Origin of the sequence: Frankia sp. Mgl5, assembly GCF_023242985.1 — a bacterium.
GTDB lineage: Bacteria > Actinomycetota > Actinomycetes > Frankiales > Frankiaceae > Parafrankia > Parafrankia soli.
On record NZ_JALKFY010000820.1, the window covers coordinates 1 to 24,858 of the forward strand.

24 protein-coding genes are annotated in these 24,858 nt (G+C 72.0%); 11 read left to right on the plus strand and 13 right to left on the minus strand.

The features are described from left to right. The first annotated feature begins 133 nt into the window (after window positions 1-133). The 3 genes from MXD62_RS32370 to MXD62_RS32380 all read left to right on the plus strand — a co-directional run bounded on the left by MXD62_RS32370 (window position 134) and on the right by MXD62_RS32380 (window position 2,190). Window positions 134-475: a hypothetical protein gene (locus MXD62_RS32370; protein ID WP_248833157.1), complete on the plus strand. Its 342-nt coding sequence runs from the start codon at window positions 134-136 to the stop codon at window positions 473-475. Window positions 476-489: 14 nt separating this feature from the next. Next, entirely contained in the window at window positions 490-1,323 is an 834-nt protein-coding gene (locus MXD62_RS32375) for a TauD/TfdA family dioxygenase (RefSeq protein ID WP_248833158.1), read from the plus strand. A gap of 111 nt (window positions 1,324-1,434) precedes the next feature. After that, window positions 1,435-2,190 carry an SDR family NAD(P)-dependent oxidoreductase gene (locus tag MXD62_RS32380; protein WP_071067085.1) on the plus strand — a complete coding sequence of 252 codons (756 nt, stop codon included), beginning with the start codon at window positions 1,435-1,437 and terminating at the stop codon, window positions 2,188-2,190. Between the two features lie 145 nt (window positions 2,191-2,335). Here MXD62_RS32380 and MXD62_RS32385 read toward each other — a convergent pair whose 3' ends face one another. Beyond that, on the minus strand, window positions 2,336-2,743 hold the full coding sequence (locus MXD62_RS32385; protein ID WP_248833159.1) for a nuclear transport factor 2 family protein: 408 nt from the start codon (window positions 2,741-2,743) through the stop codon (window positions 2,336-2,338). 193 nt (window positions 2,744-2,936) lie between these two features. Further along, entirely contained in the window at window positions 2,937-4,127 is a 1,191-nt protein-coding gene (locus tag MXD62_RS32390) for an amidohydrolase family protein (protein WP_248833160.1), read from the minus strand. A 197-nt stretch (window positions 4,128-4,324) separates the two neighbouring features. On the opposite strand from MXD62_RS32390, the gene MXD62_RS32395 reads away from it, so the two are divergent. Further along, window positions 4,325-5,371, plus strand: coding sequence for a phosphotransferase family protein (locus tag MXD62_RS32395; RefSeq protein WP_248833161.1), 1,047 nt, complete (start codon window positions 4,325-4,327; stop codon window positions 5,369-5,371). Between the two features lie 54 nt (window positions 5,372-5,425). Here the strand turns inward: MXD62_RS32395 and MXD62_RS32400 are convergent, their stop codons facing one another. Beyond that, complete coding sequence (locus tag MXD62_RS32400; RefSeq protein ID WP_020464321.1) at window positions 5,426-6,742, minus strand: acyl-CoA dehydrogenase family protein; 1,317 nt, start codon at window positions 6,740-6,742, stop codon at window positions 5,426-5,428. A 446-nt stretch (window positions 6,743-7,188) separates the two neighbouring features. Between MXD62_RS32400 and MXD62_RS32405 the strand changes: the two genes are divergently transcribed. Further along, window positions 7,189-7,965: an enoyl-CoA hydratase/isomerase family protein gene (locus tag MXD62_RS32405; RefSeq protein WP_248833162.1), complete on the plus strand. Its 777-nt coding sequence runs from the start codon at window positions 7,189-7,191 to the stop codon at window positions 7,963-7,965. Window positions 7,966-8,240: 275 nt separating this feature from the next. Here MXD62_RS32405 and MXD62_RS32410 read toward each other — a convergent pair whose 3' ends face one another. Beyond that, window positions 8,241-9,071: an acyl-CoA dehydrogenase gene (locus tag MXD62_RS32410; RefSeq protein WP_248833163.1), complete on the minus strand. Its 831-nt coding sequence runs from the start codon at window positions 9,069-9,071 to the stop codon at window positions 8,241-8,243. 2 nt (window positions 9,072-9,073) lie between these two features. Further along, the gene (locus MXD62_RS32415; protein ID WP_248833164.1) at window positions 9,074-10,171 is read right to left on the minus strand and encodes an acyl-CoA dehydrogenase family protein; all 1,098 of its coding nucleotides are present in this window, start codon (window positions 10,169-10,171) and stop codon (window positions 9,074-9,076) included. A 386-nt stretch (window positions 10,172-10,557) separates the two neighbouring features. On the opposite strand from MXD62_RS32415, the gene MXD62_RS39510 reads away from it, so the two are divergent. Continuing rightward, the gene (locus MXD62_RS39510) at window positions 10,558-10,680 is read left to right on the plus strand and encodes a hypothetical protein (protein ID WP_285224271.1); all 123 of its coding nucleotides are present in this window, start codon (window positions 10,558-10,560) and stop codon (window positions 10,678-10,680) included. 51 nt (window positions 10,681-10,731) lie between these two features. Here the strand turns inward: MXD62_RS39510 and MXD62_RS32420 are convergent, their stop codons facing one another. The 5 genes from MXD62_RS32420 to MXD62_RS32440 all read right to left on the minus strand — a co-directional run bounded on the left by MXD62_RS32420 (window position 10,732) and on the right by MXD62_RS32440 (window position 17,698). Continuing rightward, entirely contained in the window at window positions 10,732-12,012 is a 1,281-nt protein-coding gene (locus MXD62_RS32420; RefSeq protein ID WP_248833165.1) for an HNH endonuclease signature motif containing protein, read from the minus strand. Between the two features lie 631 nt (window positions 12,013-12,643). Then, window positions 12,644-13,414, minus strand: coding sequence for an SDR family NAD(P)-dependent oxidoreductase (locus MXD62_RS32425; RefSeq protein ID WP_248833180.1), 771 nt, complete (start codon window positions 13,412-13,414; stop codon window positions 12,644-12,646). A 183-nt stretch (window positions 13,415-13,597) separates the two neighbouring features. After that, entirely contained in the window at window positions 13,598-14,635 is a 1,038-nt protein-coding gene (locus MXD62_RS32430; RefSeq protein WP_248833166.1) for a LacI family DNA-binding transcriptional regulator, read from the minus strand. Between the two features lie 84 nt (window positions 14,636-14,719). Continuing rightward, complete coding sequence (nhaA, locus tag MXD62_RS32435) at window positions 14,720-16,063, minus strand: Na+/H+ antiporter NhaA (RefSeq protein ID WP_248833167.1); 1,344 nt, start codon at window positions 16,061-16,063, stop codon at window positions 14,720-14,722. A gap of 141 nt (window positions 16,064-16,204) precedes the next feature. After that, window positions 16,205-17,698 carry a glycosyltransferase 87 family protein gene (locus tag MXD62_RS32440; protein ID WP_248833168.1) on the minus strand — a complete coding sequence of 498 codons (1,494 nt, stop codon included), beginning with the start codon at window positions 17,696-17,698 and terminating at the stop codon, window positions 16,205-16,207. Window positions 17,699-17,810: 112 nt separating this feature from the next. Between MXD62_RS32440 and MXD62_RS32445 the strand changes: the two genes are divergently transcribed. Together MXD62_RS32445 and MXD62_RS32450 are read left to right on the plus strand one after the other, a co-directional pair. Further along, window positions 17,811-19,010, plus strand: coding sequence for a molybdopterin-dependent oxidoreductase (locus MXD62_RS32445; RefSeq protein ID WP_248833169.1), 1,200 nt, complete (start codon window positions 17,811-17,813; stop codon window positions 19,008-19,010). Then, window positions 19,007-19,537, plus strand: a complete 531-nt coding sequence (locus MXD62_RS32450) for a hypothetical protein (protein WP_248833170.1) — start codon at window positions 19,007-19,009, stop codon at window positions 19,535-19,537. The genes MXD62_RS32445 and MXD62_RS32450 overlap by 4 nt, the downstream gene beginning before the upstream one ends. Here the strand turns inward: MXD62_RS32450 and MXD62_RS32455 are convergent. The 3 genes from MXD62_RS32455 to MXD62_RS32465 all read right to left on the minus strand — a co-directional run bounded on the left by MXD62_RS32455 (window position 19,473) and on the right by MXD62_RS32465 (window position 21,633). Further along, on the minus strand, window positions 19,473-20,168 hold the full coding sequence (locus MXD62_RS32455) for a bifunctional 2-polyprenyl-6-hydroxyphenol methylase/3-demethylubiquinol 3-O-methyltransferase UbiG (protein WP_248833171.1): 696 nt from the start codon (window positions 20,166-20,168) through the stop codon (window positions 19,473-19,475). The genes MXD62_RS32450 and MXD62_RS32455 overlap by 65 nt on opposite strands. Next, the gene (locus tag MXD62_RS32460; protein WP_251082679.1) at window positions 20,165-20,821 is read right to left on the minus strand and encodes a DUF2064 domain-containing protein; all 657 of its coding nucleotides are present in this window, start codon (window positions 20,819-20,821) and stop codon (window positions 20,165-20,167) included. The genes MXD62_RS32455 and MXD62_RS32460 overlap by 4 nt, the downstream gene beginning before the upstream one ends. Window positions 20,822-20,919: 98 nt before the next feature. Continuing rightward, the gene (locus tag MXD62_RS32465; RefSeq protein ID WP_248833172.1) at window positions 20,920-21,633 is read right to left on the minus strand and encodes a glycosyltransferase family 2 protein; all 714 of its coding nucleotides are present in this window, start codon (window positions 21,631-21,633) and stop codon (window positions 20,920-20,922) included. A 167-nt stretch (window positions 21,634-21,800) separates the two neighbouring features. Between MXD62_RS32465 and MXD62_RS32470 the strand changes: the two genes are divergently transcribed. The 3 genes from MXD62_RS32470 to MXD62_RS32480 all read left to right on the plus strand — a co-directional run bounded on the left by MXD62_RS32470 (window position 21,801) and on the right by MXD62_RS32480 (window position 24,769). After that, the gene (locus MXD62_RS32470) at window positions 21,801-22,532 is read left to right on the plus strand and encodes a response regulator transcription factor (RefSeq protein ID WP_112105232.1); all 732 of its coding nucleotides are present in this window, start codon (window positions 21,801-21,803) and stop codon (window positions 22,530-22,532) included. A gap of 3 nt (window positions 22,533-22,535) precedes the next feature. Beyond that, window positions 22,536-23,651, plus strand: a complete 1,116-nt coding sequence (locus tag MXD62_RS32475; RefSeq protein ID WP_248833173.1) for a sensor histidine kinase KdpD — start codon at window positions 22,536-22,538, stop codon at window positions 23,649-23,651. A gap of 71 nt (window positions 23,652-23,722) precedes the next feature. Beyond that, window positions 23,723-24,769 (plus strand): NAD-dependent epimerase/dehydratase family protein, encoded by a 1,047-nt coding sequence (locus MXD62_RS32480; protein ID WP_248833174.1) that lies wholly within the window; start codon window positions 23,723-23,725, stop codon window positions 24,767-24,769. Window positions 24,770-24,858 lie beyond the last annotated feature (89 nt).

Consider the following 24,858-nt stretch of genomic DNA (forward strand, 5'->3'; position numbering starts at 1 on the left):
AGCTCAACAACCGCGCGCTGCAGACGTTCCACCTGTCCGACATGGAGCTGATGATCCGTCAGTTCCACAAGGTCGTCCGGGACGCCGTCGCGGCGCACCAGGCCGGCAGCGAGAAGTAGAGGAACCCGTCGACATGACCACCGTGGACACATCCCTGCCCGAGCGGTTCAGCGCCCTCGAGCCGTGGGTCGCCGACTGGGACCTGGCGACGCGGGTCGAGCGCTACGAGAAGCGGCTGTCGAAGACCATCGACGAGCTGCAGGACTTCTACGACGCGATCGCGCCGCTCGCCGAGGAGGCCATCGCCTACCTCGACACGCGCGATGTGAACGCCCTGTCCGACGAGGACACCCGGCTGCTGCGCCTGCTCTACTCAATGATCATGGTGTCGTACCCGGTGAACATCTTCAAGCAGCCCCGGATCCCGGACTCCGGCGCGGCTTTCTTCGACACCGCCGTCGAACCGGCCCTCTGAGAAGGCGACCTGCCATGGGCACCACCACCAGGAAGATCACTGAGAACACCGGCACGGAGTTCCGCGGGCTGAAGGGTACGCAGCTCGTCGACAAGGGCGTCGCCGACGACGCCCTGGCCGCGCTGGAGGAGACCGGGGTCGTCGTCTTCAGCGAGGCTGACATCGACGACGAGGACCTGGTCGCCTTCGCCCGGCTGCTCGGCAACGTCCTGCCGCTCCCGATGGGCAGCCACAAGATCAAGGAAATCCAGCGGATCACCCGTGACGCGTCGCAGAGCAAGCTGGCGGCGTACCGCGAGGCCACGTTCTACTGGCACATCGACGGGACCACCGGCGAGGTACCGGACAAGGCCACGCTGCTCACGGCCCGGCAGATCTCGGGCGACCCGGAGGGCGACACCGAGTTCGCCAACACCTACGCCGCGTACGAGGCGCTGTCCGACGAGGAGAAGGCGCAGCTGGAGGGCGTGCGGGCCCTGCACAGCTTCACCGCCTCCCAGCTCGTGGCCAACCCGAACCCCTCACCCGAGGAGCGGGCGGCCTGGGATCGCAACCCGACCCGGGAGCAGCCGATCGTGTGGACCCGCCGCAACGGCCGCAAGTCGCTGCTGGTGGGCTCGACCGCCGGCGAGGTCGTCGGCCTGCCCGCGGACGAGGGGCGTGCGCTGCTCGACCGCCTGCTGGCCTGGGCGACCCAGCCGCAGTTCGTCCTCCGGCACCACTGGACCCAGGGCGATCTCGTGATCTGGGACAACACCGGGATGCTGCACCGAGCTCTCCCCTACGGTCCGTCATCGAGCCGGCTGATGCACCGCGCATCACTGGCCGGTGAGGAAGCGGTCGCGTAATTCTGTTCGTACGGAGTTCGCGCCCGTGGACCGCTGACTAGGCGGTTCACGGGCGCCCGCGCCGTCGACCGATCACCAGCGACGCAGCTAGCTACAGGGAGGTTCGGCAACGTGACCGAACGGAAGACGGCCGTAGTAACCGGTGGAGGATCAGGCATCGGGCGCGCGATCAGCCTGCGCCTGGCCAAGGACGGCTTCGCCACCGCCGTGCTCGACATCAACACCGAGAGCGCCGAGCAGGTGGCCAAGGAAGCTCGCGAGCTGGGGTACGAGGCCGCCGCGTTCGGCGGTGTCGACGTCTCCGACCGGGCGCAGGTGGACGCGGCCATCGACCGCATCCGCGAGACGTTCGGCCCCGTCCTCGTGCTCGTGAACAACGCCGGTCTCACCGGCACCCTGGGCTTCCAGAAGATCACGGACGAGCTCTGGGACCGGATGATCGCCGTCAACCTCAGCGGCCCGTTCTACCTGACCCAGGCCGTGCTCCCGGACATGATCAGCGCCCACTGGGGCCGGATCGTCAACATCTCGTCCTCGAGCGCGCACTCGGGCCAGCAGTACATGGTCCACTACGTGTCGACGAAGGCCGGCCTCATCGGCTTCACCAAGTCGCTGGCTCTGGAGTACGGCCCCAAGGGCATCACGGTCAACACGATCCCGCCGGGCTTCGTCGACACCCCGATGCTGCGCGACGTCGAGGCGAAGGGCTTCATCGGCGGCACGATCGCCGACCACGCCGAGCGCACCCCGGTGCGGCGCCCCGGCAAGCCCGAGGACATCGCCGCCGCCGCCTCCTTCCTCATCTCCGAGGAGGCCGGGTACATCACCGGTCAGATCATCGGCGTCAACGGCGGCCGCAACACCTGATCCTTGCGCCGGCCGCGGGCTGACCACCGCGGCCTGCTCGTCCACTTGTCGCGGACGGGGGGAGCCGACCGGTTCCCCTCCGCCCGCGGACAAGTGAGCGCGGCGCCCGCTCGGCGGCCGCCTGGCGGCGCGCCCCGCGGGCGGCTCAGTCCTCGATGAGGCTGTCCAGGGCCTTCGGCTCGAACGTGTAGTGACAGCGCCACTCGACGATCTTTCCCTCGTCGTCGACCCGGATCGAGTCGGCGCCCGTGCGCACCTGGCCGTCGGAGAAGTGGCAGGAGTACACAAAGATGACGGTCTGCGTGCTGACGTAGGCGGCGTCGACCGAATAGCGGATGTCCGGTACCCGGCGCATCGAGTCCGCGATGTACTCCCGGAACGGCGCGTAGCCCTCGATCGTCACCTTGCGCGGGTCACCGGTCAGCCGCGGCACGAAAGGCGAGCTGAAAACGACGTCCTGGGCGACGGCCCCCATCACCACATCCACGTCGTACCCGTTGAATCCGTCCTCCCAGTGCCGCTGTAAAGCCGTCACTATCCCGTCGTCGAGCATCCGGACTCCCCTTCGCCGTGCGTCTGCGGTATGCCGCGCTCAGGCTGCGGCACGCCGCCGGTGAAATGACGCCCGCGGCGGGCGCCGGAAAAAACCGCCGAACGGCGCGGCGAGCCCAGGGGGCCCACCGCGTTCGTCAGCGGTCTCGGTAGTGCTCCTCGTTCTGTCGCCGGCCGTGCTGTCGCCGGCCGTGCTAGGCGGGGACGCCGATGCCCATGAGCTGGGCGAGGTTGCCACCCATGATCTTGCGGACGAGCTCCTCCGGCAGGTGCGACAGCTCGTCGATGTAACTCACCGGGTTGGCCAGGCCCTCCGGGTGCGGGTAGTCCGAGCCGAACAGCACGTGGTCCTCGCCGAGGAGCTGGGCCAGTTCGCCGAGGTCCTCCTCCCAGAACGGGCTCACGTAGATGTTCCGCTTCACCACGTCGACCGGGTTCTCCAGGAAGTCGTGCGGCATCTTCTTGTAGAGGTTCTTCATGGACTTGAGCAGCGGCTCGACCCAGCTCATCCCGTTCTCGACGATGGCGATCTTCAGCCCCGGGAAACGGGACAGCGCACCGTGGCACACCAGCGCCGAGACGGCGTCCTCGACCGGGCGCCAGGCCTGCAGCATGCGGAAGGTGTTCGGCTGGAAGGGGAGCATCTCGATGCTCGCGCCCATCCACTCGCTCGTGTAGCGGGCGTAGCCGCTGTCCGAGGAGTGCAGCGCGACCAGGATGCCGGCCTCCTGCACCCGCGCCCAGAACGGGTCGAACTCGGGGAGGCCGAACGAACGCGGACCACGGAGCCCGGGCACCGGCGCCGGCCGGATCAGCACGACCTTGGCGCCCCGCTCAAGCACCCAGTCGAGCTCCTCGATCGCCTTGTCGACGAACGGAAGGCTGATCACCGGAGTCGTGAAAATCCGGTCCAGCCCCTCGTAGTTGAACTGCCAGGTCTCGTACAGCCACTCGTTGAGCGAGTGGATGACCGCGTGGATCAGGTCCGGGTCGTCCCGCATCCGCTCCTCGATGAGGCTGGCCAGCGTCGGGAACACCAGGGTGCGGTCGAGGCCCTGCTCGTCCATCTTCGCCAGCCGGGCGGCGGGCTCGCGCCAGGCGTCGATGCACTTCACCGGCTTGCCGAAGATCTCCCGGTAGGACAGCCCGTCGGGGTTCCCCTTCCGGTAGTAGTCCTCCTGCGCGCCGGGCCGGGCCACGACCTCGAACGTGGGGTTCGGGATGTACTCGCTCACCTGGCCCCGGACCATAATCTTCGTGCGCCCGTTGAGCTCGACGTAGTCGACCGCCCCCTTGTACCGGGCGGGCAGGTACTTCGTCAGCGCCTCCTTCGTCTCATACAGATGGTTGTCCGCGTCGAACACCGAGATACCGGCGTGAGCCACGGGCCCTCCCTTACTTGTCTGCGATGGACGTCCCTATCCTCCCTACACTTCGGTGGTCCGCGACGCCAGCAGATCGCGACGGCGGACCGAGCAGCGTCGGGAGCGCCACCGCGCAAGGTGACGGTAGGGTCAGATGCTGGGAAATCGCGGCACTCTCGCCACGTCGATCTCCGCACCGAGCCGAAGGCAGGTCGCAGATGGATGTCCTCCCGACGGCACCCGAACCCCTCGGTATCGAGGCCGGGGCGCTTGACCGCTGGTTCGGTGAACATGTGGCGGGCGCGGTGCCGCCGCTGCGCTACGACCGGGTCACCGGCGGCCACTCGTGCCTCACCTACCTCGTCGGCGACGCCGGTCACCAGCGGTATGTGCTGCGCCGGCCGCCGGTCGGCGCGCTGCTCGCGACCGCCCACGACGTCACCCGCGAGGCGCGGATCCTGGCCGCGCTCGCCGGCTCCGGCGTGCCGGTGCCGCGCGTACTCGGCGTCTGCGACGACCCGGAGGTGACCGGCGCGCCCTTCTACGTGATGGCCTACGTGGACGGGCTCGTGCTGCGCACCGCGGCCGACTCCGAGGCACTCCTCCCCTCCCCGCAGGCCCGCCGCCGCGCCGGGTACGCGCTCGTCGACACCCTCGCCGCACTGCACGCCGTCGACGTCGACATGGTCGGCCTCGGCGCCCTGTCCCGGCGGGACGGCTTCCTCGACCGGCAGCTCAGGCGCTGGTCGGCGCAGTGGGCGGCCTGCGAGCTCGGGGACATGGGCGGCATGGCCGCGCTGCACGACTGGCTCGTCGCCCACCGGCCCGCCGAGTCCACGGCGCGCCTCGTGCACGGCGACTTCCGGCTCGGCAACGCGCTCCTCGGCCCCGACGGGGACGTCCTGGCCCTGCTGGACTGGGAGCTGTGCACCCTGGGCGACCCGCTTGCCGACGTCGCCTACCTGCTGCGCACCTGGTCGACGCCGGACGCGCGGGCGAGCCAGGAGCGGCTGCCGTCCGCGCTGCCAGGGTTCCCCACGACGGACGAGCTGGCCGCCCGCTACGCGCGGCAGTCCGGCCGCTCGATCGCGGAGCTCGACTACTGGATGGCGTTCACCGCCTGGCGGGCCGCCGCCATCCTGGCCGGCGTGTACCGGCGCTACCTCGACGGGAAGATGGGCACACCGCCCGACGATCTACCCACGTTCGCGACCGAGGTCGAGGCACGCGTCCGGCAGGGCGTGTCCTTCACCCGGAGGGCCTAGCCTGCCGAGCGGCGTGGCCCACCAGGTGCCGCCGCCGCTCGGTCAGGCGCGTCGTCACAGCTCGGCGGCCTCGTGTTCGAGGCGGTCGGCGAAGGCGGCGAAGGCCTGTTCCCGCAGGGTGGGCAGGTGACCGGACGGGAAGAGCGTCTCGACCGGGGTGTACTGCCGGAGCACCTGACGCGCCAGCGTGACCTTGTGGACCTCGGTGGGGCCGTCGGCGATGCCGAGCGCCTCCGCGGTCACCATCATGCTCACGAACGGCATCTCGTTGGACACTCCGAGCGACCCGTGGATGCGCAGGGCCCGCTGGGCGACGTCGTGCAGGACGCGGGGCAGCATCACCTTGACCGCGGAGATGTCCTTGCGGACCTTCCGGTAGTCCTTGTGCTTGTCGATGAGCCAGGCGGTGCGCAGCACCAGCAGCCGGAAGCACTCGATGTCGATCCAGCTGTCGGCGACCTTCTCCTGGGTCATCTGCAGCGACGCGAGCGGCCCCGTCCGGGTCTGACGGGAGACGGCCCGCTCGCAGAGCAGGTCGAAGGCGTGGCGGGCCAGGGCCACCGTCCGCATCGCGTGGTGCACCCGCCCGCCGCCCAGGCGGGTCTGCGCGATCGCGAACGCGTCGCCCTCCCCGCCGAGCAGGTGATCGGCCGGCACCCGGACGTCGGTGTAGCGGACATAGCCGTGGTCATGCCGGACGCCCCCCAACGAGCCCTGTTCCGGGGGCTCGGTGGCGACGCCGGGGTTGCGCACGATCGTGATCCCGGGCGTCTCGGCCGGCACGATGAACATCGACATGCCCTTGTAGGCGTCCACGTCGGGGTTCGAGACGGCCATGACGATGAAGAAGCTGGCGTGCCGGGCGTTCGTCGAGAACCATTTCTCACCGTTGATCACCCAGTCGCCGCCGTCACGCACGGCGCGGACGGTGAACAGGGTCGGGTCGGCACCGCCGCGCGGCTCGGTCATCGAGTAGCAGGACGCGATGTCGCCTTCGAGTAGCGGCTCCAGATACCTGGCCTTCTGCTCCGGCGTGCCGAAGTGGGCGAGGATCTCGGCGTTCCCGGAGTCGGGGGCCTGGCAGCCGAAGATCGACGGTGCCCACCGGGAGCGGCCCAGGATCTCGTTGAGGAGGGCGAGCCGCACCTGGCCGTAGCCCTGACCGCCCAGTTCGGGCCCGAGATGGCAGGCCCACAGGCCGCGTGCCTTCACCTCCTCCTTGAGCGGCCGGACGATCGCCTGCGCCCGGGAGTCCCGCTTGTCGAACGGGTTGTCGAGGACGAAGTCCAGCGGCTCGACGACGTCCCGGACGAAGGTGTCGACCCAGTCGAGCTGCTCCTGGTAGGCCGGGTCGGTCTCGAACTCCCACACAGTCGGTCTCGCTCTCGTTCCAGGGCCGCACCCGCGCGGCGCGGGTCGGCATCGATGACGGCCGGACTCCGTGACGGCCGGACTCCGTGAAGCGACGATCTCCGCATACAATCAGGGGCGGTACGATCAAGAACAATCAGCATTGCCATGGATTCAACATTCATCCGCTGCGTTCGCGCGAAAACTTTCATCCCCGACGACGCCGGGGGCAAGCACACCCGGCCCGCCGGGTCAAGGCTCCGGAATGACCGGACCCGGTATTCTGCCCGGCCATTGGTTGATTCGCCCCCAACAAGAATGTAGCTTGCAGGGGTTGGGGACGAGGAGATGCGATCTCGGGGCGCCACGGCGGTGGCCGCGGCGCCCGGCAGCACATCGTCGAGGGTCACGCACCGGGGCCGGCCTCCGACAACATCGCTACCCGGATCATCGATTGGACGTATGACGTGTACGACATTCCGGAGGAGATCGAGGTCCGCGCGGACGGGCCGCTGAGGATCATCACGCTGAACCGGCCCGACGATCTCAACGCGGTCAACCACCCCCTGCACGTCGGGCTGGCGAAGCTCTGGCCGCAGCTGAACGAGGACCGCTCGGCGCGGGCTGCCGTGCTCACCGGGGCCGGCCGGGCGTTCTCCGCAGGCGGCGACTTCGCCTACCTCAACGAGCTGTTCAAGGACAAGGAGCTGCGCGCCCTGTCCATCGCGCACGGGCGCGAGATCGTCCTCGGCATGGTTCGCTGCCGGATTCCCGTGGTCGCCGCGGTGAACGGCCCGGCCGTCGGTCTCGGTTGCAGCCTGGTCGCGCTGAGCGACATCGTCTACATGGCGGAGAAGGCCTTCCTCGCGGACCCGCACATTCAGGTCGGCCTGGTGGCCGCCGACGGCGGGCCCCTCACCTGGCCCCTGCACACCAGCATGCACCTGGCCAAGGAGTACGCGTTCACCAGCGCGCGCATCTCCGCCGAGCGGGCCATCCAGATGGGGCTGGCCAACCACATCGCCGCCGATCCGGTGGCCGAGGCGCTGGCGTGCGCGAAGCGCATCGCCGAGCTGCCGCAGCAGGCGGTGGAGACCACCAAGCGACTGCTCAACCTGCACGTCGAGCGCGCCGTGATCGCCTCGCTCGACTTCGCGACAACCGCGGAGGAGGCGTCGTTCCAGACCGATGACTTCGCCTCCATCGTCGAGCGGCTCTCCGCGAAGCAGAAGCAGAAGAGCTGAGGGGACGGCGGTCCCGGGCGGCACGCCCAAGACCGCCCCGGCTTCTCCGGAACCGGTCGGCCAGGACCCGGGCGCTCGAAGCGCCCGGGTCCTTCTGATTTTCATGGAAATCCGCGTGGTTCCGCCAGGATTCTTTCCCTGGCTCACCATTCATTGCTACCGCGGGTGGCTACCCGGTCGTCGTCATCGACAAATTGGCACCGGGTCCTGGCCGCTCCTCCTGACTCCTCGCTCCTTCCGGATTCCGGGCTTCGGCTTCAGTTCTCAGGCCAGCGTCAGAGGTTGACCAGGCGTGGGGCGTGGTTGTTCTGGCGGATGTGGGCGCCGGCCTGGCGGGTGAGGTCGCGGGTGCTGCCGAGGAGGCCGTCGAGGGTGAGGGTGCGGCGGAGGTGGTGGTGGAAGTCGTGTTCGGCGGTGAAGCCGATGCCGGCGAGGACCTGCTGGCAGTGGCGGGCGGCGTCGAGGGCTGCCTTGCCGGCGGCTGCCTTGGCGAGCAGGGCGGTGAGCGCGATGTCGCCGGTGGTGGTGCCCGTGCCCGTGGTTGCCGCGGTGGCGGTGGCGGTGTGGAGGGTGGCTTCGGCGCCGTCGAGGGCGACGAGGGTTTCGGCGAGGCGGTGGCGGACGGCCTGGAAGGAGGCGATGGGTCGGCCGAACTGGGTGCGGGCGAGGGCGTGTTCGCGGGTGAGGGCGAGCATGGTGCGGCCGGTGCCCAGGAGCCACCAGCCCAGGGCTCGTTGTCCGGCGGCGAGGGGCAGGTTCGGGTCGCCGGTGCTGGTGGTGTGTAGCGGGAGGGCGGGGTCGATCACGCTGGGCTGGCTGAGGTCGGTGCGTTCCCAGGTGAGCCAGGTGCCGCCGGTGTAGGGCAGGGGGAGGGTGCCGCCGAGGGGTTGTTCGGTGGCGTGCAGGAGGACGTCGTTGAGGATGGGGGCGTGTGCGCCGGTTTCGCCGAGGAGGGTGAACACGACGGGGATGGCGGTGTCGGGTTCCTCGGTGAGGAGTTCGGGCCAGCCGAGGTCGGTGAGGGCGGTGTCGAGGGTGGTGCCGGTGGTGCCGGTCATGGCCTTGCGGAAGGTCTCGGTGAGGAGTTCGCGTTCGGCGGCGTCCATGGTTATTCCTTGCCGAGGTCGAGGAGTCGGCGGGCGATGATGTTCCGCTGGATCTCGGCGGTTCCGCCGTAGATGGTGGCGGCGCGGGAGTAGAGGTACTCGGAGCGCCAGCGGGTGTCGGTGAGTTCCATGGTGCCGGGGAGCAGGTCGCGGGCGGTGTCGTACAGGCGTTGCTCGGCGGTGGCGAGCAGCACCTTGTCGATCGACGTCTCCGGCCCGAGGTGGGCGCCCTCGCCGAGGTGGCGCTGGGTGGCGTGCGAGCGGCAGCGGATGGTGTGCAGCGCCAGGTAGGCCGCGCCCAGATCCGCGTCCGCCTGATCACCCGGCACGGTCGTTTCGGTCACCAGCCGGTCGAGCCGGGTGAACAGGTGGGCGACCCGGTGCCAGAAACAGGTGGAGCGCTCGTGCGGAAGCAGGTCCATCGCCATCTGCCAGCCGTCGCCGGGCTTTCCGAGCATGCGGTCGCCGGGGACGACCACGTCGTCGAAGAAGACCTCGGCGAACTCCTCGACACCATGCATCATTTCCAGCGGGCGGACGGTGATGCCGGGGGTGTCCATGTCGACGAAGAACGCCGTGATCCCGCCGTGGCCCGGGGCGGTGCGGGTGAGCAGCACGCAGCGCTCGGAGTACTGAGCCAGGCTCGTCCAGACCTTCTGCCCGTTGACCACCCAGTCGTCCCCACGGGGCTCCGCCCGGGTGGACAGCGACGCCAGGTCACTGCCCGACCCCGGCTCGGAGAACCCCTGGCACCAGCTCTCGGTACCGGACAGCAGCAGCGGCACCATCTCGGCCGCCAGCGCCGGCGACGCATAGGAAATCATGGTCGGGACAAGTACCTCGACCATCGAGTAGATGCCCGGTTCGGCCAGACCGCGGCTGGCCACCTCCTCGCCGAGTACGGCGCGCAGCACCGCCGGGCCACCGAGGCCACCGACCTCGGCGGGCCAGCCGTGACGCATCCAGCCCGCGTCGTACAGGGCGCGGCGCACCCGCGCGAGCTGGGCCACCTGCCCGTCGAGGGAGTGGTCGGGTCCTGGGGTCAGGTCGTTCTCGGCAAGCCACGCCTGGAGATCCGACCTGAAGTCCGCGACGTCCATCTCACGCGACCTCGGCGCGGAACACGGCAGCTACCGTCACGGGCTGTCGGTCTGCGAACTCGGCAGGTATCGGCATCGCGGTCCTCCCTGACCCGGCGGCGGAGGACCCGGCGCGGACGGCGGAGCGCACGACACACCAGTCACCGGCGGCCGGCAGGGCTCCTGCACACCACCCGACTCCTGGCCGCCCACCCCATTCGATTCTCACTGGATGAGAAGAAGATTCTTTTCGGTGAGAGGAAGCTATCACCACACCACGCCTCCCGTCACCGCCGTCACGAGCTCGCGCCCTCCCCTGCGCCGGGACGGCAACCCTGCCCAGGTCCCAGGCGTGCGCCAGCCTTCCCGGAGAGATCTTGATGGCTGGACTGGGACGGGAGCAAAGCGTGACGATCGGCGGCGAGCAGGTGCGTCTGCTCGCGCCGTGCCGCATCGACGACCTGAAGACGATCTCCCAGTTCAAGGAGGAAGCCCGCGAAGCGGTCCACCGGGAACGGAGGCCCGCGTGATGCTCCGCACGGTCCTCGACACGTCGTATCCGATAAAACCGTACCTCAAAATCAATGCACCCCATTTTCTCTTCCTACGCGCGTATCGACTTCGAGATATGTGTGGGGGTTGGTGATGCTGGTTCGCCCGAGAGGGCTGACCCACACGAAGGTCCCTTCCTCTGGTTGGGTGACTTTCCAGTGGCCGCGATGTTTCATCCGGTGGTGTCGGCGGCACAGCGGGCCGAGGTTCATGGTTAGGGTCCGACCGTCCTCGGAGAAAGGTACGGTGTGATCGGTGTCAGTGTGCTGTGAGGGTCGGGTGCAGCCCGTGAAAACGCAGGTTCGGTTGCGGGCGCGAACATGGCGGACCTGCGCGGCGTTAGGGAGACGCCGGTCGGCGACCTCGACCAGATGCCCTTGTGGATCGGTCAGAATCCGCCGCCAGGTCGAGCCGGGCCGGTCGGCCATCTCCCTGGCGATTCGAGCGGGGATCGGGCCGTACCCCGGGATCTCTCCGGGGTCGTCGGACAGGCCGATCAGGGTCGTCACAGGTACGACGACCTGAATCTCGCACGGCATCGGCGCGGCGTGGCTGCCTCGGCCCGTGAGCAGGTCGACCAGCACGTCGGCACGAATCTGGTCGCGGGTCCGGTCATCCCCCGCGGACCTGTTGTCGCTGATGGAGCGGGCAGCCTGATCGATCCGCCGGTAGCAGGCCTCGGCGTCCTCCGCGGGAAGGACAGCGCCGAGCGAGCTTGTCCCGTCCTCGTCAGGCGAGACCCACACCCGCCGGTCCCTGCGCCGGGTCTCCGCCCGGTCCGCCGCCCCCTGCGGGTCGACCTTGGCCACGGCGCGCCGGCAGGCATCGGTGAAGGCACGCCGGTTCGGTCGCGCTCCTCCGGCGAGCACACGCGCCTCGACCTCGCCCGCGGCGCGATCGTCGAGTGGGTGCACCGCCTTCTCCAGTGCGTGCAGCCGTTGGAGATCCAGAACTCCCGCCCTGAGTGCGTCGACCGCGTTCGGGAGACGCCGGGTGACCGTGCAGGCGAACGCTGTCTGGGCCGTGGCCGACTGGGGCGAGACCGCCATCGCGGCGGCTACCTCTTCTGGTACGAACTCGTCGGACATCAGCGACTGCCCGGCGCCCGGCGGGAGCCGGAGGGCTGCGAACTGAGCCAGCAGGGTCAGCAGACCCGCGTGGCCAGCCGCGATCACGCGCACGACACGAGAGATCTCCCTGAGCAGATCGCCTGCCTTCATGTCGAGCGCCTCGCGGGTAAGGAGGCCGCCGCTCGTCTCCCCCGCGCCTTCTTCTGGGCCGGCCGAGTGCGCCGTCGGCCTTCCGGTCACGGTGGCAGCCTCATCCCCGGGTACGGGCCGGCGGGCTGACCCGGCGGATGTGGCAGCAGAACCGCTCCTGGTACCGGGCGCGTGAGCGACGGTGCGCCGCCCACGCAGCGACGCACCACACCTCGAGCCGGGAGCAGAGGCCACGGTGTCACCGCCTATCCATCAAGCCGTTTGGATCGAACGTGCGTTCGACGCTATGACTGACGGGCGGGAAGGACAAGTGGCTCGCGAGAGAGACCACGCCCAGTTCACGCAATCCTGCATATCCATCAGGAAATCTTGTGTGGTCACAAAAATGGTCTCGGCGTATTTCCGCAAGCCTTGACTACGACGCGACTCGTGATACCTTCGAGATGTCTCAGGGCTCCCCAGAGCGAGACACTGAACATTAATTTCAGAATAGTGAGCGATTCCTGAAGGCGCTAGGAGTCTACTGACTCACCGGCAGGCAGCCGCCGGAAAGCCTTGCGTACATCGTCGGGTGCGCGGGCGATGCCATGCTCGGTATGATGCGCCGCCGACGAGTTCGGTTTTCCGTCCGCCGTGATCGCCGTGAAGACCCACGCGGTAGAGGACGCCCTGCTCCCGCTCCAGCGTTCCGGCCCGACGGGTGCCGGGCCGGAACGCACGGTCAGAGAGTCCGGAAGAGGCCACCGTCGACGAGGATCTGTGCGCCGTTCACATAGCTGGCCGCAGCGCTCGCCAGGAAGACGCAGACGCCGACCATGTCTCCGGGCGCACCGATCCGCTTCATCGGATTCATCTCGCCGGCCAGGCGCTTCGCGTCCGGGCCCCAGGCCTTGGTTATGTCGGTGTCGAACGCGCCAGGAAGCACCAGGTTCGCGCGCACCTTGGGCGACCACGCTCCGGCCAGCCCGAGGGTCAGGGCGTTGAGGGCCGCCTTCGCCATGGCGTAGGGGAGGTCGCTCGCGTTGGGGCGCAACGAACCCGCCGTCGTCACGTTGATGATCGACCCGCCGTCGCCGGCCGCCATCCTCGATCCCACGAGGGCGCTCAGCCGGAACGGGCCACCCGCGTTCACCGCGTGGACCTTGTCGTAGAGCTCCTGGGTCACCGAGGTGAGGGTGTCGTAGACGGGGGACATCCCGGCGTTGTTCACCAGGACGTCGCAACGGCCGAACTCGTCGTAGACCGCGTCGGCGAGGCGGTCGCAGTCGTCCCACCGGCCGACGTGGCAGGCGACGGGAAACGCCCGCCGACTGGTCTCGGCCTCGATCTCGGCGGCCGCGGCCTGGCAGGCCTCGATCTTGCGGCTGGCGACGACGACGTCGGCGCCGGCCGCGGCGAGTCCCCCGGCAACCGCGCGGCCGATCCCCCGGCTGCCGCCGGTCACGACGGCGACCCGTCCGGTGAGGTCGAAGAGCTGGTCAGGTGTCTTTATCGTGTCGTCTGCCACCGTGCGAGTCTCGCCGATCAGCCGCTCACATGGAGCGGGTCACCCTCGTGGACGAGATCGACAACGAGCCAGCGCGAACCGTGCCGCCACGCATGCCGGGGGCACGCCGGGGGTACGGCTCCCGGCCGCCGCACGCCACCCGCAGGCGTGCGGGCCCTTTGGCGGTGCTCAGGCGACGACGTCCGCCGGCCGGCGCCCGGTGGACGCCCGGACCACCAGCTCGGGTGCCAGCACGACCTGGGTGTGCTCATGTCCCGCGCGGTCGCGCGTCTCCGCCAGCAGCAGCTCGGCGGCGGTACGCCCCAGCAACTGGCGCGGCCGCGCCACGGAGGTCAGCGGAACCGCCGCCACGGCGGCGAGCTCGATGTCCTCGTAGCCGGCCACGGCGAGATCGTCGGGGACGCGCAGGCCGAGCCGCGTCACCTGTTGCAACAGGCCGAGGGCGACCATGTCGTTGGCGCAGAGCACGGCCGTGGGACGTCCGCTGCCGGACAGACCGGCCAGTCGTTCCCCGGCCCGGCGGCCGGCGGCGACGTCGGCGCCGCGGGTGTCGACCCGCAGCAGGCTGTCCGGGTCGGCACCGGCGTGCAGCAGGCCGCGGCGGGCGCCGGCGAGCCGGTCGGCGACCCGCCACTGACCCGGGCCTCCGACGAAGGCGATCCGGGTGTGGCCACTGTCGAGCAGATGGGACACGGCGAGCTCACCGCCGGCCACGTCGTCGACCGTCACCGAGCAGATCCCCGGCCCGCCGGCGCGGTCGACGAGCACGACCGGTGTCCCCCGCCGCGCCAGCGATGCCAGGGGCTCGTCGACCTCGCCCACCGGCGTGAGAAGGACTCCCTCGACGCGCTGCTGTTCGAGCAGGCTCAGGTAGGTCGCCTGTCGGCGGGACTCCTCGCCGCTGTTACACAGGAACACCGCCAGCTCGGCGCGATCCGCGACCTCCTGGACACCGGCGCCGACGTCGGCGAAGACGGGATTGGCGGTGTCGGGCACCACGTAGGCGAGCAGCCGGCTGCCGCCGGCCCGCAGTTGCCGCGCAGACTCGTTGCGGACGAAGCCGAGGGTGGCGATCGAGGCGAGCACCCGTTCCCGGGTGGGCCGGGCGACCAGCTCAGGCCGGTTGAGCACGTTCGACACCGTGCCCAGCGACACCCCGGCGTGCGCCGCGACGTCCTTCACACTCGGAACGTCCGTCCCGGCCATCGCGCCCCCTCCGGTCGTCCCTGGCCCTTCCCCCGATTGTCGTCCGGATCTCCCCCACGGTTGGCGTTGGCCATCTCGACGGCCTCAGCCGACGGTCGGTTCCTGGAAGACGTCGGGGATGCCGTCGGCGTCGCGGTCGACAGCCTCCCGCTCCGCCAGCCGGCGGTACACCCGGTTACGCGCCCGCAGCACGATCGAGGCGAGCAGTGCCGAGGCCAGCGAGCCGATCATGACGGCGGCCTTGACGTGATCGTTCTCCGCTGTGCCGGCGCCGAAGGCCAGCTCGCCGATGAGCAGGGAGACGGTGAACCCGACTCCGGCGAGCACGGCGACGCCGGCGACGTCCCACCAGGACAGGTCGGGGTCCAGTTCGGCCCGGGTGAACCGGGCGAGCAGGCCGGTGGCACCCATCACCCCGATGGGCTTGCCCAGCAGCAGGCCCATCGCCACACCCAGGCCAGCCGGATCGGTCAGCGCGGCGCCGACGCCGCCGCCCGCGAGCGAGACCCCGGCGGCCATCAACGCGAACACCGGAACCGCGACGCCCGCTGAGACGGGACGCCAGGCGTGTTCGAACCGCTCGGACATCCCGGCGCGCTCGCCGGGGCGGGGACGGGCCGGTACGGCGAACCCCAGCAGAACCCCGGCGATGGTCGCGTGCACCCCCGAGGAGTGCATGAGTGCCCAGCCGACGAGCGCGAGTGGGATGAGCAGCCACCAGCGGGTGACGCCGCGGTTCACCAGCAGCGCGAACACCGCGATGACCGCGAGGGAGCCCGCCAGCGGCGCGGGGCTGAGCCGGTCGGTGAAGAACACGGCGATGATCACGATCGCGAGCAGGTCGTCGACCACCGCCAGCGTCAGCAGGAACGACCGCAGCGCCGCCGGCAGATGCGTCGTGATGATTGCCAGCACCGCGACCGCGAAGGCGATGTCGGTGGCCGTCGGCACCGCCCAGCCCTCGGGGGAGCCGTCCACGGCCAGGCCGTTGACCAGCGTGTAGATGAGCGCGGGCACGAGCATCCCGCCGAGAGCGGCCACGATGGGCAGCGCCGCGCGGCTCGGTGATCTCAGATCCCCGAGGACGAACTCGCGTTTGAGCTCGAGGCCCACCACGAAGAAGAAGATCGCGAGCAGCCCGTCGGCGGCCCAGCTCTCCAGGTCCAGGTGCAGGTGCAGGGACGCGGGGCCCACGCCGGTGTGGACGACGGTGGCATAGGCGTCCCGCCACGGTGAGTTCGCCCAGACCAGCGCCACCACGGCGCCCGCGAGCAACAGCAGGCCGCCGACCGTCTCACTGTGCAGGATCCCGGCGACGTACCGCGCCTGCGGCCAGGTCGGCCGGGCCAGCAGCCGCGGGCGGGACACCGGCGGGCCGGAGCCCGAGGCAGGGCCGCGCGGGTCGGAGCCGGGGGGAACGCTGGGCATCGGCTGGTCTCCTCGGTCGGCGCGGTCGCGCGGCGCCGCCCCGACCTCACAACGGTGACCATCCTGAACCGGTCATCCCTGGCCGTGAGGGCGCGACGTGCCACCTCGCCGACCAGACTTCCCGGCACACCGGGACCGACCCTACCGAGCGCACCGCGACGCTGCCGGCCAATCGGGCGCACCGCTGGATCGAGCCCGGATCCGGCGGACCGCGGCGGCCAGCGCCACCGCGGCGGCGCCCAGGACGTAGCCGCCGGGCCGGGCGTAGACGTCCTCGACGGCCAGGTCCCGGAACAGCGCCATGTACAGCACATACGGGCCGACGGCGACCGCCGCCCATTCGAGCCGGCCGGCGAGGACGGCGAGGGCGACCAGCAGCACCCCGTACCAGGGCTGGGCCGGAGTCGCGACGAGGAAGGCCGCCCCCACCAGCCACAGCGCGCCACGCTCCACCGGCAGGCTGGCGGGCTCCGAGCGCCACACCGCGAGGACGACGCCGGCGAGCACGGCGCCCGCGGCCACCTTCGCCGCCGTCCCGGTCAGACCCAGCAGGCCCAGAAGGAGGAAGCGGTGTCCCTGCGCGTAGCCCTCGACCGACAGGTACTTCGGCAGGAAGCCGACCACGTCGGTTCCCACGACCGCTATGTGCGGCAGATAGGACAGGCCGACGACCGCGGCCGCCGCGCCGAGGACGGCCGCGGGGCGCCGCCGGGCGGCGGCGGGCAGCAGCAGCGCCGGGTAGAGCTTCACCGCCACCGCGGCGCCGAGCAGCGCGCCGGCCGCCGCCGTCCGGGTGGTCGGGCGCGGGCGCGCACCGGGCCGCGCAAGCAGCGCCAGCGCCGCGACGGCGAAGATCACGGCCAGGACGTCGACATGGCCGTCCATGCCGATGTCGATCCCGGCAGAGGGCCCCCAGGCGTAGGCCGCGACCAGGCCGGGATGGTGGCCGAACCGCGGCAGCACCCGAATCAGCAGGCCGGTCAGCAGCAGCGACAGCACCGCGGCGTAGAGCTGGGTCTTGTTCTCCCGCGGCGGGCCGGGCAGATGGTGGACCGCCACGAAGTACGCCTGGGCCACCGGCGGGTAGATCGTGTGCGCGGTCGGGTAGTTGATCCGCGTGCAGCCGGGGCCGCGGCCGAGGGCGGCGCAGCCCGCCGGGTCGGGCCACAGCCAGCCGTCGCGGAGCCCGGCCAGTTCCGGGGAGTCGGTCGCGTAGTGGTAGGGGTCGATACCCGCGGCGGAGACCTTGCCGTCCCAGGCGTAGCGGTAGAGGTCGTCACTCATCCGCGGTCCGGAGGCGAGCGCGAGGAGATGCACGGCCACCGCGCCGACCAGCAACACGGCGGTGATACCGCGTCGGGGCGCGGCCCGGACGAGGGCGGCCACCGCGGCCAGGGCCAGCGCCCACCAGCCGAGAGCCAGGTAGAGGACGGCCGGCCCGCCGGGCAGGGGCCCGGGCTGCGCGATCACGGCGCACTCGGTGGCGAGCGCACCGGCCAGCAGGACGACCGCCACAGCCAGCCACCGGCGCCCGGCGCCCGGCGGGGCGGCGGCAGCCGACACCGACCCCTCGTCCCGCGCTGGGCCGCCGAGACGGATCGTGTCGTCTCGGGTGCGGTGGGGGCTGACGGCCATGGGGCCAGCCTGCCCGCGCTCAGACCCGCCCAGGACGACCGGCGCGCGACATCCTCGAATCGTAAGGAGATGATCAGCGGTCACGGCGGGCCGGCGTGCCTACGGTGCGCGCGTGGATCTCATCGACCGCGAGCTGCCGGCGCCACCGGAGCGGCTGCGCCGCGGGCCGTTCCGTCCCGGCGCCTTCAGTAGCCGCCTGCACGACCCACGGCTGGCCTCGCTGCTCGGCATCTGGCTCGGGGTCGCGTTCGGCACGGCGTTCGCCACCGGGCTGGTCTCGCACTTCATGCAGCATCCGCCGGGCTGGCTGCAGTGGCCGTCCCGGCCGGTGTGGCTCTACCGGCTCACTCAGGGCATGCACGTCGCCGCCGGGCTCGCGTCCGTTCCGCTGCTGCTGGCGAAGCTGTGGACGGTCTACCCGCGGCTGTGGGAGTGGCCTCCGGTGCGCACCGTCGCGCACGCCCTGGAACGGATCACCATCATCCCGCTGATCGCCGGGGCGATCTTCCAGCTCGCGACGGGCATCGCGAACATCGCCCAGTGGTATCCGTTCCGCTTCTTCTTCACCGTCACGCACTACTGGGTCGCCTGGATCACGATCGGCGCGCTGGTCGTGCACATCGCCACGAAGATCGTGGTCGTCCGGGCCAACGTGGGCCGCGGGCGGGCCGGGCGCGCGGGACTCACCGACCGCGTGAGCCAGCCCGAGCCGGCCGGCGACGGGCTGTCGCGGCGCGGGTTCGGCCTCGCCGTGGGAACCGCGGCCGGCGTGATCACGGCGACGACCGCGGGGCAGTTCGTCCCGGGCCTGGGTGGCACGGTGCTGCTCGCGCCGCGCCGGCCCGATCTCGGGCCACAGCACCTGCCGGTAAACCGGACGGCGGTCGCCGCCGGCGTGCTCGTCCTGGCCCGCGACCCCGGCTACCGGCTGACGGTCGTCGGCCCGCGGCCGTTCACTCTGTCCACGGCCGAGCTCGTCGCGCTGAGCCGGGCGACGGTGGACCTGCCGATCACCTGTGTCGAGGGGTGGGCGGCCGACGCGACATGGACGGGAGTGCGGCTCGTCGAGCTGTTGGAACGGGCCGGGATACCGGCCGGCGCGACGGTGCGGGTCGAGTCCCTGGAAACCCGTGGCGGCTACCGGGCCAGCGAGGTCGACCCGCCGCACTCGCGTGATCCCAGGACGCTGCTCGCGACCCGGCTCGGCGGTGAGCCGCTCGACCTCGACCACGGCTATCCGGCGCGGCTGATCGCGCCGAACCGGCCGGGAGTCCTGCAGACGAAGTGGGTGCACCGGGTGGTGATGCTGTGACCGGCCAGGACGCCGACGACTACACCGCTGCCGAGGCCGGAGCCGCTGCCGAGGCCGGAGCCGCTCCGAGACGAGGCGGCGGCCTCGCGCGGCTTGCGGTGGCGCTGACGGCACTCGGCGGGCTCGCGGCGCTCGGCTACGGGATCGACGGCCTGCTGAGCGAGACACGGGCCACCAATCCGCACAACTCCCTGCGGTGGCTGATCGCCGGCGTCCTGGCCCACGACGTGCTGCTGGTGCCGGCGGTCGCGCTGGTCGGGCTGCTGCTGAGCCGCGCCGTCCCGGGTCCGTACCGGGCGGTGGTCCAGGGTGCGCTGATCGTCTCGGGCTCGGTGGCGGCGGCGAGCCTGCCGCTCTGGCGGGGCTACGGCGGCACCCCCGGCAACGCGACGGTCGACGCACTGCCCTACGGGCGGAACCTGCTGATCGTGCTCGGGGCGGTCTGGGCCGCCGCCGCGGTCATCATGGTGTTCCGGCGACGGCGGTCCCGGCGGTCCCGGCGGACTGGACCGGCTCGAGGCATGTGACGTACCGACTCGCCCGCTGCCGCACTTCGGTCACGGTGAGCCCGGCCTCGGCCGCCAGCGGGTCGATGCCGTCCACACCCACGGCGGCCCAGCGGAACGGCGCGCTGGCGAGGGCGGCGGTCTCCAACGTGGTCCAGTAGCACTCCGTCGGCCGCCCGGGGCCGTCGACCTCGACCAGGATCCTGCCGCCGGCGGCGAGCAGCTCCGCCGCCCGGCGCAGCAGCCGCGCGGGATCGCCGCCGATGCCGATGTTGCCGTCCGCCAGCACGATCTCGCGCCAGTGGCCGCTGCCCGGCACGGGGCCGAAGACGTCCAGGCACATCGCGGCCGCCCCCGCCCGGCGGGCCAGCGCGACCGCACCGGCGGCGATGTCGATACCGAGCGCCCGCACGCCGCGGCGGGCGAGCGCCGCGGTGATGCGCCCGGGGCCGCAGCCGACGTCGAGCGTCGGGCCGGCGCAGCCGTCGACCAGCGCCTCGTCGCCCGGGGCGAGCCCGCCGAGCCACAGGTCCAGCGGCAGCGGGCGGCGCCCGCCGGGGTGCGAGGCCCACAGCCCGTGGCCCGGTGCGCGCAGGGCCGCCTCGTAGACCCCGCGAGCATGCGGACGTTCCCTGGTCGAGTGGGTGGTCACCGCTCCCCCGCCGGTCTCGCCGCGGCACCGGGGCACAGCCGCAGCTCGTGGACGGCGGCCGCGAACCGCCCGCCGGGAGCAAGCGCCGCCACCGGGGCCACGTCCGCGGCGGTGTCGACGTCCCGCAGGACGGGCAGCTCGACCACGCCCAGCCCCGCCGCGCGCAGCCGGGCGAGCTGGCAGGCGCCGGTGTCCGGTGTGGACGTCGCCACTCCCCGCACGAGGCCACCGGCCGAGGCGCGCAGTCCCAGCGCCCACCAGCCGCCGTCGAGGGCCCGCCCGAGGACGGCGTCCACGCCGGCGCGCAGCTCCAGCAGGGCCGCGACCAGCTCGTCCTGGCCGATCTGCGGAGTGTCCATCCCGATCAGCAGGGCGGGCTGCCCGCGGACGGCGTCGAAGGCCGCCGCCAGCCGGGTGTCGAAGGAGCCGGTGGCCTGGGCTACGACGGTGAACCCCGGCGGCAGCCAGGGGCCGGGCTCGCCGTCGAGGACGACCACCGGCCGGGCGCCCAGCGAACGGCAGGCGCCGGCGACCGCGTCGAGGGTGTCGGCGAGGGCCGCGGCCGCCAGCCGGGCGGCCTGCACCGGGCTGTACGGCGGGGTGAGTCTGGTCTTGACCCGGCCGGGCACAGGTGCCTTGGCGATGACGAGCAGGTGCGGCCCACCGCCGGAACCAGACCGCCCTCGATCAGCCCTCCCGGGAGCGGGCCGGTCAGGCACCGGCCGGTCGGACGCCGGAGCCGGCTGGCCGCTCACGGCAGCCGGCGCAGGATCGCCGACATGTCCCGGACCGCGCGGACGGTGCCCGTGGCGGTGCCGGTGACCTTGGATTTCCCGCTCCGCGGCAGATACCGGACGTCGGTCTCGACGATGTTCCACCCGGCCGCGGCCGCCCGGGCGACGAGTTCCAGCGGGTAGCCGAAGCGGCGGTCGGTCACCCCCAGGCCCAGCAGGTCGGCCCGACGGGCCACCCGCATCGGCCCCAGGTCGCGGATCCGCACGGCGCAGCGCCGGCGCGCGGCGGCCACGACCACGGCGTTGCCGGCCCGCGCGTGCGCGGGCCACGCCCCGGCGGTGACGGGCCGGCGCCGACCGAGGATGAGGTCGGCCGGCCCCCCGTCCGCGCCCCCGCCACCGCCGGGGCCCGCGGTCAGCAGCCTGACGAGGCGCGGCAGGTCGGCGGGGTCGAGGGACGCGTCGGCGTCGCAGCAGCAGACGATCGGCGCGGCCGCCACGAGCAGGCCGGCGTGGACCGCCGCGCCGTAGCCGCGCTCGGCGACCTCGACCACGGTGGCGCCGAGATCCCGGGCCAGGTGCGCCGAGCCGTCCGTGGAGCCGTTGTCGGCGACGATCGCGCGGTACCCGGCCGGCAGGCGCGACAGCACCCACGGCAGCGCGGCGGCCTCGTCCAGGCACGGGAGGATCACGTCGACCGCGCCGGGCGGCGCACCACTGTCAGCGACCATGGGCCGCACGCTAGTCACCGAACGTGCTCGCACTTCTTACGAAACGAGGACGGCCGGGGCTCGCGACGCTGGCCGCCGCGCCGCGGCGGACCGAAGATTACGAATCCCGAACGTCCGACCGCGCCCGCCGGCCGGCCCGCCCCGCCCCGCCCGTCTACCGTGGGCCCGTGGCCCGTGTCCTGCTCGTCGACGACGACACCACGGTGTCGGACGTCGTCAGCCGCTACCTGTCCAACGCCGGCTTCGAGGTGGACACCGCGGCCGACGGCTGGGCCGCGCTCGCCACCGCCGAACGGCGCCCGCCTGACCTGGTCGTCCTCGATCTGATGCTGCCGGGCCTGCCCGGCCTGGAGGTCTGCCGGCGGCTGCGGGCCCACGGCCACGTGCCGGTGGTGATGCTCACCGCCCTGGGCGCGGAGTCGGACCGGATCACCGGCCTGGAGACCGGCGCTGACGACTACGTGACCAAGCCGTTCTCACCGCGGGAGCTCGTGCTGCGGGTCCAGTCGGTGCTGCGGCGCACCCACGAGCCGCCGCCGGGTGCCGCGGGCCGTCCGGTGCTGCGCGGTGGCGGCCTGGTCGTCGACGTCGCCGGGCGGACCGTCTCCCGGGACGGCCGGGAGGTGTCGCTGACGGTCCGCGAGTTCGACCTGCTCGCGTTCCTGCTGCGGCATCCCGGCGAGGCGTTCTCCCGGGCGGTGCTGCTGGAACGGGTGTGGGGCTGGACGTACGGAGACACCTCCACGGTCACCGTCCACGTCCGCCGGCTCCGGGAGAAGATCGAGCCGGATCCGACCTCGCCGGCCGTGCTCACCACCGTGTGGGGCGTGGGCTACCGCTGCGACCTGGCCACCGTCGCCGGCCCGGCTGTCGGTGCCGACCCGGCCGCGGGCGGCTGAGCCGTGGGAGCGAAGCTGGAGATCGCCGCGATCGCGCTCGCCTGCTCGATCACGGCCCCGGCGCTCGCGGCGCCGGTGCTGCACCGGTTCCGCCGGGCGTCACTGGGCGTCTGGGGAGCCGTGGTGATCGCGGTCGGCGTGATCGGGATGGCCGCCGGGGTCGCCGTCACGGCGCGGATGATGTTCCTCTCCAACCATGATCTCGACGTCGTGCTCCTCGTCGTCGCCGTCTCCGGCACGGTGACCGCACTGATGATTTTCCGGCTCGGGCTGCCGGTCGCGCGGGCGTCCTTCACACTCACCGAGGCGGCCGGCCGGCTCGGGGACACCACCTACCGTCCGCTGGCGACGGAACCGCCCAGCGCCGAGCTGGCGGCGATCGCCCGAGCCCTCGACGCCACCCACGCACGCCTGCTCGCCGCCACGGAACGTGAGCGGGCGCTGGAGGCGAGCCGCCGGGAGCTGGTCTCCTGGGTGAGCCACGACCTGCGAACGCCCATCGCGGGAATCCGGGCCGTCGCCGAGGCCCTCGTCGACGGTGTGGTCGACGACCCGGAGACCGTCGCCGCCTACCACCGGACGATGGTGGCGAACAGCGAGCGGCTGACGACGCTCATCGACGAGCTGTTCGAGCTGTCCAGGCTGCACTCGGGCGCCCTCGAGCTGAGCCTGGAAAACGTCCGCGTCGCCGACGTGGTCTCCGATGTGATCTCCACGGCCGACCCGATCGCCCGCGCCAAGGGCGTCCGGCTCACCGGGCGCGCCGACGAGACCGACCGCTTCGAGGTGGACGTCGTCGAGGTCGGCCGGGTGCTGACCAACCTGGTGGCCAACGCGATCCGACACACTCCGAGCGACGGCACCGTCGCCGTCGCCGCGACGGTGGTGGGCGGGCGCGCCGAGCTCTCCGTCTCCGACGCCTGCGGCGGGATACCGGCGGCAGACCTCGATCGGCTCTTCGACACCGGATACCGCGGCGAGCCCGCGCGGACACCACCGGGCGCCGGGATCGGGCTCGCCATCGTCCGGGCCGTCGTCGAGGCGCACGGCGGCGAGGTGAGCGTCCACAACATCACCGGGGGATGCCGGTTCGTCGTCGGCCTGCCCGTCGCGTCCTGATCCGCCGGCGGCGTGGCGGCGTCAGCGGTTCGTAAGATCCGGCACCGGAAACCGGCGGTAGCGTTCGCGACGTGCGCGTTCTCGTCACCGGCGGCGCCGGTTTCATCGGCTCCCACATCGTCGACGTCCTGCTCGCCGCCGGCGACGAGGTGCGCGTCCTGGACGCGCTGCTGCCGGCCGCGCACCGTCACCGGCCCGAGATCGACGACCGCGCCCAGTTTCTGGAGGGCGACGTGCGCGACGCGGGCCAGGTCCGCGCCGCGCTCGACGGGGTGGACGCCGTCTGCCACCAGGCGGCCATGGTCGGGATGGGCGTCGACCTCGCCGACCTGCCGGCCTACGCGTCGCACAACGACCTCGGCACCGCCGTGCTGCTGGCCGGGATGGTCCGCGCCGGGATCCCGCGGCTGGTCCTGGCGAGCTCGATGGTCGTCTACGGTGAGGGCGCCTACCGGTGCACGGCGGACGGCCCGGTGCGCCCCGCCCCCCGGCGGGAGGCCGACCTGGCCGCGGGGCGATTCGAGCCGCCCTGCCCGGCGTGCGGACGTCCACTCGAGCCCCGGCCGGTCACCGAGGACGCGCCGCTCGACCCGCGCAGCGTCTACGCGGCCACCAAGCTGGCCCAGGAGAACCTGGCCTCCGCGTGGGCGGCGGCCAGCCACGGAACCGTCATCGCCCTGCGCTACCACAATGTGTACGGCCCGCGGATGCCGCGGGACACCCCGTACGCCGGTGTCGCCGCCATCTTCCGCAGCGCGCTGGAGCGGGGCGAGCCGCCGGCGGTGTTCGAGGACGGCGGCCAGCGCCGCGACTTCGTCCATGTCACCGACGTCGCCCGCGCGAACGCGCTGGCGCTGCACCGGCGCGAGGCGGAGCCCGGCCGACTGACGGCGCTGAACATCGGCAGCGGCCGGCCGCGCACCATCGGTGACCTGGCGCATGCCCTCTCGCGGGCCCACGGCGCGACCGAGCCGGTGATCACCGGGCGTAGCCGCGCGGGGGACGTCCGGCACGTGTTCGCCTCCTCCGACCGGGCTGGTGACGTCCTCGGTTTCCGGGCCGCCGTCGACTTCGACAAGGGCGTCGTCGACTTCGCCCACGCACCGCTGCGCACCTGACCAGCGCCAGGAAGGACGTTCGACCCGCCGGCACCGGGTCGAAGAGCGCTTACCGCCCGACCCCGTGATGAAGAAAGTTGCGGGGTGGA